Annotated in this window: 10 protein-coding genes; all 10 read left to right on the top strand. The window is 56.3% G+C overall.

Annotated features, from left to right (window positions below; translation table 11 throughout):
• Positions 1-20: 20 nt before the first annotated feature.
• Complete coding sequence (locus AC3Y2E_RS28125) at positions 21-1,793, top strand: putative phage tail protein (RefSeq protein ID WP_379216414.1); 1,773 nt, start codon at positions 21-23, stop codon at positions 1,791-1,793.
• Between the two features lie 83 nt (positions 1,794-1,876).
• Positions 1,877-4,117, top strand: a complete 2,241-nt coding sequence (locus AC3Y2E_RS28120; RefSeq protein WP_379216412.1) for an FAD-dependent oxidoreductase — start codon at positions 1,877-1,879, stop codon at positions 4,115-4,117.
• A 693-nt stretch (positions 4,118-4,810) separates the two neighbouring features.
• Positions 4,811-6,181, top strand: coding sequence for an extracellular solute-binding protein (locus AC3Y2E_RS28115; RefSeq protein WP_379216410.1), 1,371 nt, complete (start codon positions 4,811-4,813; stop codon positions 6,179-6,181).
• A gap of 29 nt (positions 6,182-6,210) precedes the next feature.
• Complete coding sequence (locus AC3Y2E_RS28110; RefSeq protein ID WP_379216408.1) at positions 6,211-7,539, top strand: ABC transporter substrate-binding protein; 1,329 nt, start codon at positions 6,211-6,213, stop codon at positions 7,537-7,539.
• 84 nt (positions 7,540-7,623) lie between these two features.
• Complete coding sequence (locus AC3Y2E_RS28105; protein ID WP_379216405.1) at positions 7,624-8,607, top strand: zinc-dependent alcohol dehydrogenase; 984 nt, start codon at positions 7,624-7,626, stop codon at positions 8,605-8,607.
• A gap of 47 nt (positions 8,608-8,654) precedes the next feature.
• Entirely contained in the window at positions 8,655-13,382 is a 4,728-nt protein-coding gene (locus AC3Y2E_RS28100) for a carboxypeptidase regulatory-like domain-containing protein (protein ID WP_379216402.1), read from the top strand.
• Between the two features lie 161 nt (positions 13,383-13,543).
• Positions 13,544-13,942: a hypothetical protein gene (locus tag AC3Y2E_RS28095; RefSeq protein WP_379216400.1), complete on the top strand. Its 399-nt coding sequence runs from the start codon at positions 13,544-13,546 to the stop codon at positions 13,940-13,942.
• Positions 13,943-14,707: 765 nt separating this feature from the next.
• On the top strand, positions 14,708-15,529 hold the full coding sequence (locus AC3Y2E_RS28090; protein ID WP_379216398.1) for an AAC(3) family N-acetyltransferase: 822 nt from the start codon (positions 14,708-14,710) through the stop codon (positions 15,527-15,529).
• Positions 15,530-15,544: 15 nt separating this feature from the next.
• Positions 15,545-16,444, top strand: a complete 900-nt coding sequence (locus AC3Y2E_RS28085; protein WP_190926806.1) for an amidohydrolase family protein — start codon at positions 15,545-15,547, stop codon at positions 16,442-16,444.
• Between the two features lie 557 nt (positions 16,445-17,001).
• On the top strand, positions 17,002-19,233 hold the full coding sequence (locus tag AC3Y2E_RS28080) for an AraC family transcriptional regulator (protein WP_483875104.1): 2,232 nt from the start codon (positions 17,002-17,004) through the stop codon (positions 19,231-19,233).
• The last annotated feature ends 96 nt before the right edge of the window (positions 19,234-19,329 follow it).

The following is a 19,329-nucleotide window of genomic DNA, read 5'->3' as shown; positions in this document are numbered from 1 at the left end:
AACCGAAAGCGGGGATATGCATGGATACACGCGAGGCAAGGATGGAAGTGAACGATTCGCCTCTTAGCCGGCCGTCTTCGCCGATGAGCCGGAGGAAGATGCTTTCGGCGCTCGGCATGACGGGGGCGGCGTTATTGACTGCGGGGATGCTGACGAACGAGTCCAAGGGCGAGTCGGTGCATGATTCGGTGTACGGCGAGGACGGCGGCTTGGACCCGGCCTGTTGTCCGTTTACGACGATTGCCGGGCTCCGGGCGATGACGGGTCCGGTCGGAGTGCCGTACTGTTATGTGACCGACAGCGAATGCGAAGGACCGTTTTTCTACGACGGGTCCGATACGACTTCTCCCGACAATACGGGGCTTGTGATCGTCTCCGCATCGGGAGCCCGCTGGAAACGGATTCATCAGGGAGAGATCAGCATTGCCTGGTTCGGAGCGGTCGGAGACGGGGCGACGGATTGCACGGCTGCGATCCAAACCGCGCTTGATAGCGGACTGCCGGTATGGATGCCGCCCGGCACGTATGCGATCACCGGTACGCTGCGGGTGAAGGCGAACGGACAACTGCTCCGGGGCGCCGGCCGCTTCGTAACGGTGTTGAAAAATACGGCGAACGGCAGTCCGCTGCTGCACTTCGGCGACAATACGGACCCGAAGACGACGGGCTACGCGCTCTCATGCGCTGCGCGGGACTTTACGCTCGAAGGGAACGCCCTATCGAGCGAAGGCGTCGCGTTTCTGGGGCCGCAGGACGACGTGGCGACCTGGGGCGGCGCATCCCGGGCCTGCTTGCTCGAAGGGGTCCGCGTGTCGGGGATCGGCAGCGGACCTGCGCTGCGGGTGTCCGCTTGGACGCCTACGGTAACGGGATGTGAATTCTGGAACAGCAGGCAGGGCATCCGGATCGGGCAGCAGGTGTATGCCGGGCGGTTTATCGCCAACTATATTAGCGGCCACGCCCAGGAAGGCATCTACTGCGACGTCCCGGCCAGCAAAGCGTCGGCGCTGTTCTTCTCGGGCAATGTGGTCCAGTGGTGCGGCAGTGCGGCGGGCATGATTGTGCTGTCGGGCGGCGGCGCCTGGACGTTCCAGAATACGTACGTGGAAGTGCCGAACGCTGGCTGCAACGCGGTATGGAAGCTGTCCAATCCGGGCACGAACGTAACGATCGACGGCGTTCATTTCAGTTCGGGGACAGGGGAAAGCGCGATCGATGTCGTCTCTACCGACATCAGACTGTGCACCGTGCGCGGAATGCAAATTTTCGGCAACGTCCGGCGCGGCGTCTACATTACCGGCACGCTGCCGATCACGACGATCGACAGCGTGCGGCAGCCGTCGGGAACGAGCAGCATCGCCTTGATCGACGATCAGTCGGTACGCAAGATGTCATTCGTGAACAACGCTCCTACCGGGATCGAGATGGCATCGGCCACGATCAAAAGCTTGACGTCGACGAATGCGATCACGACCGTAGATACGGCCACCGGTTTAACCCAGTGGTTCGTGAAGGACGGACGGGTATATTTCGGCGGCGATACGACCGCCCCCAATATCGGCGTGTCGGGCACGTCGCTGAACGTCCGCGAAGGCGCGGCGGAAGGATTTCTGCAAGCGGCGGGCGTGCTGCTTGGAGAGGGCCAGATCGGGATTCGGTACGGAACCGGCAGCCCGGAAGGCATCGTATCGGCTCCTGTGGGGTCGCTTTATTTGCGGGCGGACGGAGTGCCTGGGGCGACGCTTTACGTGAAGGAGAGCGGTACCGGAAATACGGGCTGGACCGCGAAATGAGCGGAATAGTGGATAAGCGGGATAGCGAGGTAGCGGGGTAGGAGAACGTCACCGGAACCAATCAAGGGGCATGGAGGACAGAGATGAGAGAAGAAACTGTACGTTCGGATTTAACCGTTATCGGGGGAGGGTTGGCCGGGGTATGCGCTGCCGTAGCGGCCGCGCGGCTTGGAAGCCGGGTCGCGCTCGTACAGAACAGACCGGTGCTCGGAGGCAATTCCAGCAGCGAAGTTCGCGTATGGGTGAGCGGAGCTTCGGCCGGCGGCACGCACCGGTTCGCCCGGGAGACCGGAATCATCGGGGAAATGCTATTGGAAAACCAATATCGCAATCCGGATGGCAATCCGTATTATTGGGATCTCGTCGTCCTGGAAACGGTGCTGGCTGAGAAGAAGATCCGGCTGTTTCTCAATACAGATGTGCACGAGGTGGAAGCGGAAGGGGCGGCCGAAGAGCGCCGTATCCGTTCCGTGACCGGATGGATGGCCGGTTCGGAGCGGAAATTGCGCTTCGAGAGCGAGCTGTTCGCCGACTGCACCGGCGACGGGCTCGTCGGCTTTTTGGCGGGAGCGGAATACCGCATCGGCCGCGAGGCGAGGAGCGTGTACGGCGAAGCATGGGCGCCGGAGCAAGCCGACGATATTACGCTTGGGAGCACGATGCTGTTTTATACGAAAGACGCCGGGAAACCGGTGAAATATGTCGCTCCGTCGTTCGCCAAGAACATTGCGGAGACGCCGATTCCTTTGCGGCGTATAATCCGCACGGGCGATTCCGGCTGTCATTACTGGTGGATCGAATGGGGCGGGGAAGTGGATACGGTCCACGAGAACGAGCGCATCCGCGACGAGTTATGGGCCGCCATATACGGGATCTGGGACTATATTAAAAACTCGGGCCGTTTCGAGGCGGATACGTTAACGCTGGAATGGGTCGGAGCGGTTCCGGGCAAGCGCGAATACCGCCGGTTCATCGGCGATTATGTGCTTACGCAGAACGATATATTAAGCCAGGTTCCATTCGACGACCGGGTCGCATTCGGAGGATGGTCGATCGATCTGCATCCTCCCCAGGGGATGTATGCAGAGGAGAGCGGGTCGAAGCATTGGCATGCCGACGGCAATTACCATATCCCGTTCCGTTCGCTGTATTCGGTGAATGTATCGAATATGCTGATGGCCGGCCGCAATATTAGCGCTTCGCATGTCGCTTTCGGCACGACGCGGGTGATGGCGACGTGTGCGGTGATGGGGGAGGCGGCGGGAACGGCGGCCGCTTTGTGCGTCAGGAGCGGGACCACTCCGCGCGAGCTGTACCGCAGCTGGCTTCCGGAGCTGCAGCAGGCGCTGCTTCATCAGGATGCTTCGATCATCGGCTTGACGAACCGCGATCCGCGCAACTTGGCCCGGCGGGCTGTTGTGAACGCCTCCAGTACAATGACGGTATTAGCCGAGGAACGGCCTGCGGAGCGCCTGCCGCTGGATACGGACATCGGCTTGCTCGTCCCGGTGGACCCGAAGCTTGGGGAGCTGGAGCTGCTGCTGGATGCCGAGCGCCATACGACGCTCCGTGTCGAGCTGTGGGATACGGGCCGGAAGGAGAATTACGTTCCGTTCCGGAAAATCGGCGAGGCGTCGGTCGAAGTGCGCCAAGGAGAGCAACAATGGACGACTGTTCCTTTGTCATGGACGCCGGAAGAGCCGCAGAACGGATTTATCGTCGTTAAGGCGAACCCGTCGCTGATGCTGTGGCAGTCGCGTTCGCCGCTCACCGGCGTGCTCGTCTTCGGCAAAGTCGAGAGACCTGCGGACAGCAAGCCGGCGCAGCCGGTTCTCGAATGGAGAATGAAACGTTTTGTCCGTAAGCCGATCTGCTTCCGTATACACGGGGAGACGTTAGCTTACGCTCCGGGCAAGGCGGTGAGCGGAGTGATCCGGCCGTACGGCGGTCCGCAACTATGGATGTCCGGGAGGATGGCCGGCGGAAGCGGGGAATGGCTGGAGCTGCAATGGGACGAGCCGGTCACTGTCCGGGAGATCCATCTGACGTTTAACGACGATGTCAATGAATATTTGAACAACCTGCACTATCTCGTGACGCCGTTCGAGACGATTCCCGAATTGGCGGCCGATTATCGGCTGGAGTCATGGGTATCGGACGAATGGGTGGTGCTGCACCGGGAAACCGGGAACCGGAAAAGAAAGAGGGTGCACCTCGTGTCCCCGGTTGTGGCGTCCCGAATTCGCCTCGTTGTGGAGAAGACGAACGGAGGGGAGCGGGCGGAGCTGATCGACATCCGGGTGTACGATCATGAAACCGTATGATCGGGCCAAGCCTGTTTGGGTCAAAACCACTAACGTGGAGGGAACCGGTTAAGAGTGGTTTGTACCTCTTAATTTGTCCGAAACCTGCTTGGACAGGGAAATAAGAGCGGTTTGAGACTTCTATAATCGGCGGAAAGGGTGCAGACCCGACCCGTTGGTTGAAATAAGGGGTACAAACCGCCCCTATTCGTCTCTGTCATCCCACTAGGCCGAAAATAGAGGGTACCAGAGACTCTTATATTGTTATTTAGCCCGTACGCATTTCGTTTCAGCGAAGCCGAACACGATCTGCTCGCAAGAAAAGTCTCCGCTTACGCTTACTAGGGTTCATTCATCATACAAAAGCTTCGTTTAGAAGCTTTTCTTAATGAACGAAAAGACCGTTCCAGCCTCATTCATAATGGGCGGAAACGGTCTTTTCGTTTAACCAGTTACCCCTCTATCGCGTAAACCGGTTTATATATTTTTATTAAATAACAATACCGGTTTACATAATAATGGTTTTCAAACAGATATTGGGATGATATAATCGCCTTAGAAAGGGAATAAAACGATATACTGTATCCGGTTTATTAAAAATACTAATTATATAAACCGGATGGGTGCGACATCAATCGAGGAGGGATTGCCTATCGGGAGCCGAATATTTAGGGGATAACTTCGCTTATGCGAACGCAAGGAGAGAGCCGCCAGATGAGAGGAAGACCGACAAACGAACAGTTCCGCCAAATGCTGGATCATATGGTCCAAACGATAAAAAACGAAATCGTGGAAGGCCTGCACGAGCCGGGGACGGACTTGCCGTCTGAGAAAGCGCTTGCACTCCGTTTCGGAATCAGCAATCTTTCTGTACGCAAAGGGCTGGAGATTCTTGCGGGCGAAGGCTGGATCGAGAAAATTCCGAACGTGGGCAACCGCGTCCTGCGCAGAAGACCGCCGGTCGTCCTGACGCTCGGCCTGAATGAAACTACAGTGCGCAATATGGCGCTGACCGAGCTTCTGGAAGATTTTACACGGTTATATTCTTGGGTGACTGTGAACGTAAAAGCTTACTCTTTCTCTCCGGAGTATGAGCATGCGGATACGGGAACGCTCGACGTAGTCACCTTGAGCAACATGCAGTTTCAGCAAATGTGCGAGCGTGGGGGCACCGGTATTCTGGAACAAGTCGAAGTCCATTCGGATACGCATCCGTTTCTGAACGAATTGTTCTCACATGAGGGCTGTGCGTTTCTGCAGCCGATCATCTTTACACCGGTCGTATTGTGTTATAACAAGCGGCATTTCCGGGAACGGGGATTGGCAGAGCCTACGGGCGGCTGGACTTGGCACGATTTGGTGCGTAACGCGGAGCAGTTGACGGACGGAGAGCGGTACGGCTTCTGCTTTCACCTGCCGGACGTGAACCGCTGGCCGATCTTCCTGCTGCAAAGCGGAGAGCGCCGGCGCGCGCAACGAAGCCCGGATGAACCGGACGACGCAGCCCGGCTGATGGAAGGCATACGCCTGTGCAAGGAGATTGTGTGCAACCACAACGTCTTTCCGCGTTACATGTCAGAGAACAACGCCGATATTGAACGGATGTTTCTTGAGGGCAAATTGTCGATGGTGCTTACGAGTTATATGGCACTGAACGATTGGAAGCAAGCCGAGGTCGAATACGACGTCGCACCGATGCCGTTTCTGCACGAGCCTCGCACGCTAACGGTCGCTACCGGAGCCGGTATCGCGTCCCACTCCGGGCATAAGGAGGAGGCGAGGCTGCTCGTCGACTATTTGACCTCCGAACGGGCGCAAAGCTTGATCCGCAAACATACGTTAAGCATTCCTGCGCGGCAGCGAATCGAACCGTCCGGCTGGAGCGGGGAGATCGCGAACGTTCCGGGCCGGTATATGCTGTACCGGGAGCTGATCTTCTCGTACCGGACGCACCGCGATCTGCCTATTGCCGTATCGTCGATCGGCGAGCTAGCCCGGCTGTTGAAATCGTATTGGGCGAATATGACTTCGGAAGAGGAACTGTACCGGAGCATCGGAGAACTTCTCGATCGTCAGGGAGGCTAACCGGAAAATGGCATATAGGGGGATATAATATGGCAATCAGCAGGAACTGGAAGCTAACGGCTTGCGTACCGCTAGTTATGGCAGTATTAGCCGGCTGCGGATCGGATCCGAAGGGAGCGGTCGATCCCGGCGGAACTCCGGGGACAGGAAGCAGCGCCAAACCGCCGGAGCCGTTCACGATGACGATCTATGCGGCGGGAGTGAAGCCGGAGGAATTCGATTCCCGGTTCAGAGGGGCGCTGGAGAAAAAATTTCCGCATATCAAATTCGATTATCAGACGAGCGACAAGGGCAACTCGATTACGGAGAAGGTGGCACGCGGTGAAGTCCCGGACATTATCCGGACGGACACGCCGACGATGAAGTCCGGCTACCTCGATCTTCAGCTCGGTTACGATCTGCGGGAACTGGTAGCCAAAAACAAGTATGACCTGAACCGGTTCGTACCGGCATTTATTCAGGACAATATCGATACGGGTCAGACGGGTGCCCTTTACGGCTTGCCGGTTCCCCCTTATTTTCCGGCCGTCCTGTATTACAACAAAGATTTGTTTGACAAATTCGGAGTTCCTTACCCGCGCGACGGCATGAGCTGGGACGAGGTGTACGATCTGGCCATCAAAATGTCCCGCACCGACGGCGGCAAAGTGTACCGCGGGTTCAGCTCCAGCCTGATTGCACTGCTGCGCGACAACCCGTACTCGCTGCCCATCCTCGATCCGGAGAAGGACGGCTTGGCGGACCAGACGAAGTGGAAATCGATATTCGATAACTTCAAGCGGTTCCACCAGATTCCGAACAATGCCGTCGAGAGCACGTTTGCGCTGGAAAATGCGGTGTTTACGAAGGGACAGTCCGCGATGTATTTGGGACAGCACAGCGTCTACTTCGTCGTTCCTCCCGAAGTGAACTGGGATATCGTATCCGTACCGACGCTTGCCGGGGCGCCGAAGCTGATGGGACAGCGGACTCCGGCCTACTGGTCGATTACGCAGCAGAGCAAGCATAAGGACGAGGCGTTCCAGGTTATCATGGAGATGCTTTCGGACGAGGTGCAGATGCAGGATTCACGCAACGGAATTCCGACAACGCTGGTCAAAAAGGAGATTCGCGACGCACTGGGCAAGTCTCATCCGATCTATTCCACGAAGAATATGAAAGCGCTAACATTTTACGAACCGACCGCTCCTACCCCCAAACGGGGCAAAGACAAGGCGAGTGTATCGGGCAGCCTGCAGGAAACGATCATTTGGCAAACGTTCGTCAAAACGGCGCAAGGCCAAGCCGACGTCAATTCGGCACTGCGTGAAGCGGACGAAAGGCTGAAGCAGGAACTTGAAAAAGATAAGAATAAATAACGGCTGATCGGTTGCCGGAGTGAAACGACATAGCGGCGCATAGCCGTCGGATAAAGGGAGAGAACGACTGTGCAGAAGGCAACGATGACAATAGCGCGTACAGGCAGGATCGTCTTGGAGGAAAGAGAACTGCCGGTCCCAGGCGAGCACCAGGTGCTCATTCGAACCGAATGTTCCGCCATCAGCAACGGTACGGAAACGATGGTGCTGCGAGGCAAAGCGGACGGAATAAGACTCGGCTACAATTCGGTCGGGATCGTCGTAGCCAAAGGAGCGGGTGTGGAAAATGTGGAGATCGGCCAGCGCGTTGCCTGTTATGGCGAAGGAGCACATGCGGATTACCGGCTCGTGCCGAAATTTCTCACCGCCCCTGTCCCCGATCACGTCGATCCCGAAGAAGCGGCTTTTGGCGGTCTTGGCGCCATAGCGATTCATGCGCTGCGACAAGCGGGCATGCAGTTCGGGGAGACGGCCGTGATCGTCGGCCTGGGCATCCTCGGGCAGATTGGCGCGCAGATCGCGAGCGCCGCCGCTTATCGGGTCGTCGCGCTGGATCTTCTTGCGGCCAGGTGCGAACTGCTAAGGACGATACTTCCGGATGCGGCCGTGTACGACCGGGCGGAGGAAGTGCAGCCGGCCCTGAGCCATATTGCAGGAAACGGGGCGGATAGCGTGCTTCTGTTCGGCGGCGGCAAAGGAGACGGTCTGATCGACTGCGGAATCGGCTGGCTGCGCGACCGGGGCAATATCGTGATCGTGGGCGTGCCGGACACGACGTTTACGCGCAACGCTTTGTTCCATAAGGAAGCGCAAATCCGGATCTGCCGCGCCGGCGGTCCCGGAAGGTACGATGCGAGGTACGAGCAGGAAGGCTTTGATTATCCGGACGGATATGTCAGATGGACAGAGGGCAGAAATGTGGCTGAATTCGTCCGACTATTGGCAGGAAGAAAGCTTTCTTTAAAGCCGCTGATCCGGCATCGCTTCGATTTTCAGGATATCGATCAGGCGTACCGGTTATGCAAGGAAGCGCCGGAACAGACGATGGGCGTACTGATTCGGTATTAGAGGCGCGCTTCTTCCTGTACTACATGTTCCCGAAAGGAGCCTGAGGGATGAACAAGCTAGTGAAGGCGGGTATTATTGGCTGCTTGGTGACGACATTCGCAGGCGGGTATGAGGTACACGGACCGGAACGGACGGTGCATGCGGAGGAGGCGGCCGTTCCGGCCCCGATCCCGTATTATACCGACAAATGGACGATCGTTCCCAAGTGGAGCGCCTCTCCCGCGATAGACGGCATCCTGGACGAGACGCTGTGGAACCAGTCTTCCGTGCTGGACGGTTTCGCAACCGCTTATTACGAGTATCCGCTTCCGCATCAAGTCGAGTACAAGGCAGCCTACGACGAAGACTACTTGTACATCGGCGGAATCATGGACAACGCCGAATCGGACACGCTGGCGGATATCGAGATTGTGATTAGTCCGCAGATGGAAGGCGACACCCATTATGTCGCCCGTCTGACGGTAGACCCGAATGACCATTCGGTCACAGACACGACGTGGAGTCCTAAACGCAGCGATCATACGGTCAATCCCGGACGCACGATGTTAAGCAGTGTGAGCTACAAGATTGCCCCTGCCGAGGGCGGCGTTACGGTAGAGGCAGCCATCCCGCTTGCCGCTATCGTTCCCGGCGGTGTAGCTTCCGGCGACGAATGGCGGATCAACATCATTCATGTTCACCGTTCGCTGACCCGGCCGCTTACCGCTTGGGTGCCGATCCGCCATTCCGATCATTGGGACCGTTTCGGCGGCGGCGGGCGGCTGTATGCCGGGGTCGTCAATCAAGGCCGGATGGGCAGTCTGTTTTTTGGACAATTTCCAGGCTCACAAGCGTCGGGAGCGAGTGCCGCCGTACCGTGGATGCTGGAACAGGCCGAGCTTACTTACATCGGTTTTACCGGGAAAAGGCTCCGATTCAAGCTTCCTGGCCCTATTTTGAACAAGGACAAGTTTCAGTTGATGTGGAAAGGGCCGGATAGCGGCTGGCAGCAATTGGAGGAATTCGATCTGACGAAGTCGGGTGGAGTTTACGAACTCGACTTTGAGCATCCCGCTCCGCTAAAGGACGGGGCTTACCAGCTGCGTCTTGTCGTATCGCCATCGGCTCAGGCGCAGCCTAGGGCGGCGAGTCTGCTATTCGACCGCGAGAGCATGATCGCTTCGGGCTTGTCGATCGCGCCACGGATGCAAGGTTCCGATGAACCGCCGGTCGCAGTCGTTCCGTCCGCTCCGTCCGCTAGAGTGCGGCAAGCGTTATCGCTTATTCCGGAACAGCCGGGATACCGCTATGTCGGCTTGCCGGAAATGCCGGAGCTTTATCCCGACAATCTGTACACGTTGTCGGCTGACGGTCAGAGCCTGATCGCATCGAGGACGGGCACGGTGTATCCGAACGCTTCGTTTGCAGAAAACAAAGAGTATGTGACGACCAACGGCAAGGGCGAGACGGTACGTATTCCGTATTACGAAGATGGCGATGGCAAGATGTACTTCATTACTGGACATCTGTGGTATTTGCAGAAAAACAAGGCGCTTAGCGAAACGAAAGCGATCGCTCAGACCGATCCGCTTGGAGCGGCGCGATTGTTATACCGTTTCGCCCAAGCTTACGAAGGCTACAATCCGACGATCGATCAGGCGTGGAATTACCACTCGATCAGCCGCCCCGCGGGCCCACCGTATTCGTATTGGGGCGGGATGTGGTACCGCTGGTACGGCTCCGATCTGTTGTACTTGACGTCGCTTTTCCAGGCTTATTCGCTGGTCAAGAAAACCGATGCGTTCGAAGTGCTCAGCGCCGAGGCCGGCGAAGACGTGGAAGCCAAGCTGCTCCGCGATATGTTCGGTCCGTCCTTGGACTATGTACTTAGCTATACCGTACATCTCGGCAATTTGTCCTATACGAACTGGAACGGGATGATCGAGGCGGGCAAAGCGCTGAACGAGCCGGACTACATTCACTTTGTCGTAGCGCAGATGGAAGAGTTCATGTCGACTTTGTTTTTGTCCGACGGTTTCTGGCAAGAGGTGTCGTTGTCTTATCATATGGAATTGGTAAGCGGCATCAAGCAGGCGGCCGACAAACTGAAGGGCTGGACCGACCCGGTTGGCTACGTCTCTCCCCGTACGGGAAAACGACTGGTAAACCTGGATATGGCCAGGGATTTCCCGATTATCGGCAAAGCGCTGGAGTACCAGAAGCGGCTCGTTTATCCGGACGGCCATTATTATCCGATTCAGGATACTTGGGCGTATACGAAAGTTTCGGCACCCGGGGATACCGGCTCCACACTGCTGCCGGCAGCGGGGATCGGCCGGCTGTCCGGCGGCCAGGGACTCGATCAGACCCAGCTGTATATGAGCTTCCAGCCGAAATATCCGACTCATATCCATTACGATCCGTTGAACCTGGGGCTGTACGCATCGCGTCAGGAACTGCTGCCCGACTTGGGCTATACGTTCAATACGTTTTACCGCTGGTATACGTTGTCCACGATGGCTCATAACACCGTTGTCGTTAACAGCCGTAATGCGGTCGTAAGCGGAGATGCGGTCCACGGCGGCAATGTGGAAGCGTTCGTTCCGCAAGAGAACGGGTTCCAGGCGATGCGCGCTTCCTATGAGAGCGCCTATCCGGTAACCGAGGAGTACAGGCGGGAGCCGTGGTTTGTACCGTTTGCGGATGGAGACGGCCAGCAAGGTTACGTGCTCGACCTGTTCCGCGTATCGGGAGGGAACCGGCACGAATATACGCTGCAGGGCGACGCGAATCGCGATGCCTACTTTGACACCGGAATGACGCTGGACGATTACGGGCCTTACTTGCTGCCGCCCGGCACGACAGTGGTGCCCCCGGTCAGCAACAGTGACAGCGGCAGTGCGGAGGGGCATTACCCCGGATACATCTATGTGCGCGATGTGAAGCAGGCGGTGCTGCCTCACGACCGGTACGAGCTGACGCTAGTTACCGCCAAAGACGGCTCGCCCGGATCGAAGTTGAATATAACCGGACTGCTGGAGCCGGGAGTAAACGAGCTGTACTTGGGGCGCTCGCCGTCGCTGAAGTCGGCCAGGCTGGAAGGCCGGAATATGGACAATAACGACGAGGCGGTCAAGTATACGCTGCCGAAGCTGGTGTTGCGCCGCGACGGTACGAATTTGAAAAGCACGTTCATCACGCTGCTCGAGCCCTATGACGGCAAGGCGACGCCGCGAATCGAGGCGATCGACAGGCTTCAGCCGGAACAGGCTCCGGAAGGAGCGGTCGCCGTTAAAGTCGCTTACGGCGGCACGACGGATTTGCTGCTGAGCAATCCGAACTATGCCGTACATCAGATGCCCTTAGTCGTCGGTGACGTGACCCTGTCCGGAGAAATGGGACTGATCCGGCTTGTCGACGGGCAAGTGCGGGAGATGAAGCTGACGGGCGGTACGCTGCTGAAAAAAGGTGACAGGGAGTTGACCGGGGCGGGAACGGCTGCGGGGACCGTCGTCGGGACGCTTCGGCTGTCGGGCGGAGACGACTATGACGGAATCCTGACGACCGCGAGCGTACCTGCATCGGCGGCAGGCCGCTACGTCATCGTCGCACACCCCGACGGAAGCAAGCGCGGGTTCCTGGTACGCGAGGTCCGTCCGCACGGAAACCGGACGCTGCTTGTATTCGATCGGGAAGATCCGGGCTTCGTCGTGCGCGAAGACGGAAGCTCGGCGCAAACTTCGTTTCCGATGAAGCAGTGGACCGGACTCCATACGTTCTCCATAAGCAATGTCGAACGGGCCGAATGGCCTGTAGGCGATCCGCCCGCAGTATCACGCGCCGGGACTGTGATCGGGGCGGTTTACGACCCGTTTGGTCAGCTTGTACATGGAGCGAAGGTCAACCTGACCGGAAATCAGGCGATATCCTTCAACACGGGTGCCGACGGCACTTACTCGCTTTCCGGCGTGCCGGAAGGATGGCAGCGGGTTACGGCGACCAGTCCGGGTCATGTTCTTACGGTTTCCGATGCGGTCTATGTCGCCGCCGGACAAACGATAGCGATACCGCTTTCCTTTACAAAGTTATTGCCGCCAACCGTGACCCAGGTCACCTATGTCGGAACGCTCGCAGGCAGCCAAGTGACGGCAACAAGCTCGGCTTCGGGTTATGTGTATCTTGTACCTTCGGCGACTGAGCCGACTCCATCCGCTTTGGAAGCGGCTGCGGTTACGGTGGGCGGAGCGGTATACGGAACACGATCGGCGGCAGCCGCCGGCGTGCCCGTTTATTTGGAAACGACAGGGATGCAAGAGGGCTTGTATACGATCTATGCGGTAAACGGACAACAACAAGTATCGGCAGGCGTTCCTCTCATTCTGATGTCGGGTTATCTCCCCACTGTGGAAGATGCACACCCGTTGGCGCAATATTCGGGCGTGTGGACGACATTGGAGTCAGCGTTAATGTCCGGCGGCAGCTCCAGACAGACCCGAATCGCCGGCGGTTCCGTCGACATACCGTTTTACGGCACGCGAGCGAAGGTGCTCAGTCTGGTCGGCGGTTCCCGCGGCAAAGCGGATGTGTACGTGGACGGCCTGTACCGGGGGAACATCGATACGTACAGTCCGAACGTCAAATACCGGCACGAAATATTCGATACCGGTCCTTTGACCGAAGGCATACACGTCATTCGCATCGTGGCTACCGGCGAGAAACGTCCCGAATCGACGAACACGTTCGTTAATTTCGATTCGCTTCAGGTGATGGGCTCCGCTGCTATAGGAGCCGACTAACGGCTCTTTATAAGGAAGAAACCAGATCAGTATTGCGATTCCGGTTATTCTATAACGCCCTAAATCGCATATAGTGGGTGATGGGAAGCGGGCCGAATGGAAGCTTCACGGCCCGCCCCATAACTGAAATGAAGGAGTGGATCGGTCTGAGAAGGAAAGGTTTGCGGTATGCGGCGGTTTGGCTGCTCGTCATTGGAATGGTGGCTGGGCTGTCGGGTCAAGCGATGGCATGGGGAGGAACGTACATATACGCGCCGACCGGCACGATCTCGTCACCGGGCATGTACAGCGGCAGTATGCATTGGGTTCAAGACGCCGCGACCTCGCACTTTGTCGTGACGGTACTCGATACGTCCACCAGTACGGTCATTTACTCGACTCCGTTTATCGCCCAGAGCGCGCCGGTCGGTGCTACGCTTGGCAGCTACTCGATTCCGGCGGAAGACTTGTGGACCATCCCGACCGGCATTACATACGAGCTGTCGGTCTCCACGTGGAGCGGGCATCCTCTAATCGGGATGACGCTGATCGGCTTGGACAAAACAAGCGTCGTTTTTTAATGCGGGCCCGGACCTGGCCTTTTCAGAACAGAACGATACACAAAGAAGATTCGAACGGGTACCTGAACGGGATTTTATCGTTGGGTGGATGCCTGTGCGGACGCCGAACACTTTAAGAAAACGCCCTGTACGGGGCGTTTTCTTCTTAAGTATCCAGAATATTCAGGTTTTCCATCATACTAAAGCAGACAAGGGGCCCCTTCCTTTTCAAGTCGGCAAGTGCCGCAAGTCGTTCATCACGGGTGGCCGTGTGGACCTTCTTCTGCCTTTCTTCAGAGGAGACCGAATATGAGCGGTTTGTTTGTATCTGTAATTTTGTCCAAAACCCGCACAAATATGAGGGTAACGAGCTTCAGCTAAAAGTCGAGTCGTTACCCCAAAACCTGATCAGCGAGCAGCTGGAGCAGGGGTACGCATTTCCTCCCAAGCACCAACGTAGGGGGTTGCAAGCCTAGGACCGTCCCCGGATGTACGAAATGATCTCTTAAGTAGACCGTGTTACGAATCGACATAAAGGATTTGCCGGACGGTTATTCATAAATCTATCGGCTGTGTATGTGAAGCGATAACATCCCAGAGGAGGGCAGAAGTTTATTTCCGGCACGGAAGAAATCATATTGCTTCCCGTTTGAACGTGGTGTATGATGTTGCTATACATTATATATAATACATAAAATAGTGTTTGAGCTATGATCTCATCTTCCGAATTGATCCGGGAAAGGAGAGCGAAGTTTCCATCTACTATCCGCGAGCGGGGGCGAATCCATGTTGCCGATTGTGACCAAAGACCAGATTGTTTCCGCATTCCGAGAACTGGGGGCGCGTCCCGCCGACATGCTGCTCATTCACTCTTCCCTGAAAAGCTTCGGACGTGTCGAGGGCGGTCCGTTAACCGTGATCGACGCGGCCAAAGAAACGGTGACCGCAGACGGAACCGTCGTATTCCCGACACTGGTACAGCGGGATTTTCAGAACGCTTACCTGAACTGGGACGTGAATCGTTCACCCTCCGACGTCGGTCTCCTTACCGAGACGTTCCGTCTGCTTCCGGACAGCATCCGCAGCGATCAGGCTACCCATTCGGTAGCGGCCTGGGGCAGCCGGGCACCGGAGATCACGTCCGAGCATACGGCGTACGGTCCTCGAATGGGCGTATTTGGAGACTATTGCTTCTCCTATTCGTCACCCTGGCAGAAGATGTATCTGAGTAAAGCGCTTATTGTATTTATCGGCATCAGCATGGTGTACAACACCTTCAAGCATTTCGCAGAGTATGTGCTGATGGAGCACTACTACGGCGGCATCCCGGACCCCGCTTTAAAGTGTGCCGCCATGTCCGCGGTCGCGCGGCATAACGTGCCGGGCGTATGGCCGTTTCACGATGCCGCCAAAACGCAGCAAGCGCTGGATGAACTCGGTCTCATAGCCCGTACAACATGCGGAAACTCGGAAATGATGGCCATTCGGGCGGATCAGTACGTGGACCACGTATTGCGTCTGTTCCAGGATAACCCGGCCGCCTGGTTCGATGCCGATACAACGGCGTGGGTCCGGACTTGCACCCGTGAAAGTTCCAATACTCGATAAAGAGGAGCGAAAACGATGTTTATCGATATCCATGCGCACGCGTACCGGAAGCCGGTGCCGTTCGTCGTACAATTTTGCACCGCGGAACAGCTGCTTGAACGTTACGACGAGCTGGGAATCGAGAAGGGCGTGCTGCTACCGATCGTCAGCCCGGAGATTTACATTCCGCAGGCGAACGAGGACATTCTCGATATGGCCGAGAAATACCCGGACCGGTTTATTCCTTACTGCAATGTCGATCCGCGTGCGCTGACCAATTCGGCGGAGGCGCCGCTAGACCGTATCCTGTCCTACTATAAGGACCGGGGATGCAAAGGCGTCGGCGAGATTATGCTGAACGTACCGCTGATGAATCCGCTTGTGCAAAATTTGTTTCGTCACGCGGAGCGTGTCGGTCTTCCTGTCGTCTTCGACGGCTCCGATCAGGTCGGCGGCTCGTTCGGCTTGTACGACGATCCGGGCTTGCCGCAGCTGGAGCATACGCTGCAGCGGTTCCCGAATCTGATTATGTTCGGTCACGGGCCATTGTTCTGGGCCGAGATCGGACGTCTGGAGACGCCCGGGGAGCGGGCGATCATTTTTGACCTGAAGGGCGGCCAGGTCGGGCGTCTTCCCGAAGGGCCGATCAAGGAAGAAGGAGTCGTGCCGAAGCTGTTCCGCAGGTATCCGAATTTGTACGGCGATTTATCGGACTACACCGCCTGCAATGCGATATCCCGCGATCCGGAGTACGGTCCGAAGTTTTTGACCGAGTTTCAGGACCGGTTGTTTTTCGGTACGGATATATGCTTTCCGACGATGCCGGTTCAGCTCGTGGATGTGCTGATCAACTGGCGGGATACGAAAAAAATCAGCGAAACGGTGTTTAATAAAATCGCCCGCGAAAATGCGGTCAAATTTTTCGGGTTGTCCTGAGTTCATCCCTATGCAAAGTCAGGTAGACAGATCGAGCCGCTTCCGGTGAACTCCGGTTGCTTGTTGAAGCGAAACGGCCCGGAAGCGCCATACCTGAACCTTCGTGGGAAGAGAAGCCGCTTCCACGGCATGTCGATGATGCAGCGCAGGAGGAGTGTTCCAGAGCCGAATATTCCTCCGGCAAGGTCCGACAGTGAGCGTACGAGTGATGCAAAACTCTTGCAACTTAATAGGGGATCATTAGACACGACTAAGAGGTCATACCATATTACTAATTGAGTAAATGAAACGTATTGGATTCAAAGAGATGAGCATACGGACGGAAACAGTCTCAACACACCGATCCGGCAATACGATAACAATCCGGCCGATCCGTTATGTAAAGGGCGGAGAGCAAGACCCGTACGAGATTCTAATATAGTTCTGCGGATACGATTGTGGAGGAGCGTGGTTCTTTCGGCTCTTTTTTTGTTTGGTATTTTGTTCGGCAGGAGCCGCGGCAGGATTGTATATTCGTTTCGCGAATTCAAATAAGCAAACATAACAAGGGGGAATCGGTGTTGAAACGGGATGCCCGCTCCTATTTGTACCGGGTGGCCATCGTGCTCGTCGTGGTGTCCGTCATACCCGCTCTTCTTTCAAGCGCTTACAATACGAACTTGATTATGAAGCAAACCGTCCAATTGGTCGATTCGAAAAACGAGACCGAGCTGATCCGCACTGGAACGCTGATGGAACGGACGCTGCAGCAAATTATAGACTTCGCGAGCGCAACGGCAGCCGATACGCGATTCGCCAACTTGCAGACGGCGACGGATCAGTGGAAAGCATGGTCCGAGCTCAACAAGCTTCTGTACGCCAATGCATTTATTGTGGAATACATGCTGTATAACGGCCGCGACCAGTCGCTGCTCATATCGAACTACGGGATCGATCGTAATCCTGAGCGGAGCAGCGTCCCCTGGATCGTCTCGCAAGCTCCCGAGCTCCCTTTGTACCAGTTCGAGCTCAAGAACGGACATTCCCGGCAAGGCAGGCCATTCGTATCCATCGTCCAGAAACTCCCCGGACAGCAAAGAGATCCGAACTACTTTATATTCAATGTAGACTTGGATAAAATATACAATTCCTTCTTGAGTGAGCTGAATGTCAATACGGAGCTGAACAACTACTACTTGACCGATGCGGGCGGAACGATCATGTACCACCGGGATAAGGAACATATAGGTAAACCGATGTCAGGTATGAATCGTGACGACTCGAATATCCGGATCAATCGGCATAAGCTCGGCGCCTTCAATTGGGAATTAGTCGGTGAAGTCCATACAGAGCTGCTGTACAAGGACGTTACCGTCCTCAAAAACAAAGTGTTAACCGTCGTCTTCGCGATCATCGCCCTCGTGGCCTTGTTCATCGTGATCGGTGCGCGGGAGTTGTATAAGCCGTTCCGCAGCATCGTCTCCCGGGTCGCGGAGAGCGAAGAGCTGCTCAGAAAATCGCAGCTGCGCCGCCTGATTCTAGGGGAGACTGCCCTGAATCCTCATACGGAGAGGCTGATACGCGATCTGTCGTCCCGCCTCGTCGTTGCTCTTATTACTCCAACACCGCAAGAAGACGGCGAGAAGTCCGCGGATGCAACGGCGACGCTTATGCAAAGTCTGGAAAACCGCTTGACCGCATCGTTCCGGGCCGAACTGTTCCGGGAACCGAACGGGGACGGCTTAGCGCTGATTCAATTGGAGCACGGGGATGCGAACCGGTTCGTAACCGAGCTGCTGCTCGTCCTCGACGCCAAGCAGTTGGAGTCGACCGTGATCAGCATCGGCGGCATCCACTCCCTGGACAATATTCATAAATCTTATATCGAAGCGATGTATGCCTATAATATCGGCCGGATCTATACGACGGACAGCCGGTTGTACTGCTACAACAAGCTGCCGATGGACTACGAGGCTCCATTAAAAGCTCCTGCCATCGAGGAGCTGGAGCTGGCGATCCGGCAGCAGAACGAGCGGAGTTTCGCGGAGACGCTGAACGTCCTGTTCTCCGAACAGTTGACCGTCGTAGAGTATAATCTCAACTTTTATCAAGTCGTCTCGCTGCTGCTCCGTCTGTTCGGCCAGAACAGTCTCTCGTTTCTGAACGAGCTGAACCGGCTGATTACGGATAAAGGCATTATGAACGTTACCGCCGCCAAGCAGTTCGTCTTCGCCAAATTCCACAGTTACCGCGATTATGCCGAGGAGACGAAAGATTATGCCGGCAAAATCCGGGATTATGTCGCCAACCACTATACAGTTAATTTCTCGCTGGACGAGATGGCGGAACATCTCGGCATTACGAAGCAGCATCTGATTACCGTTTGCAAGAAGAGATACAACCGGACCCCGGTCGAATATTTGAACGAATACCGCATCGAGGAAGCGAAGCGGTGCTGTCCGACACCCGGACGAAAATCGCCGACATCGGCACCCGTTCCGGCTTTAACAGCAACAGCTACTTCGCCAAAGTGTTCAAGCAGTACACCGGTATTACGGCTTCCGAATACCGGGAGCTCCTATTCAACCGCAAGCGGGAGCAGGAGCCGCAAGCCGCCGACAACTAGCCCGATGGAGTATCATACCCGCCGACCGCCTAGCTGTCGGCTTTTTTATGTTTGGGGCAGGAATTTCGATACGCAGGGGCTTGCTCACCAGAGGACCGACCGGGAACCGGACGGTTTTACGTTGTGTGACAATATTCAACTCGTTGTAACAGGCCTCGGCGACGGTACAATTCAACGATATTAATATTTTGTGATTGAACGGCTGGCGCTCTTTGGAGTAGGTTGAGGATATTCCGGCGCCCGGGGCTGGGATCGAAGAGAATAATGGAAATAGGGAGGT

This window comes from Paenibacillus sp. MAH-35 (assembly GCF_058135425.1).
Note: the sequence above shows the minus strand (reverse complement) of the source record. Positions and strands in the feature narration are given on the sequence as shown.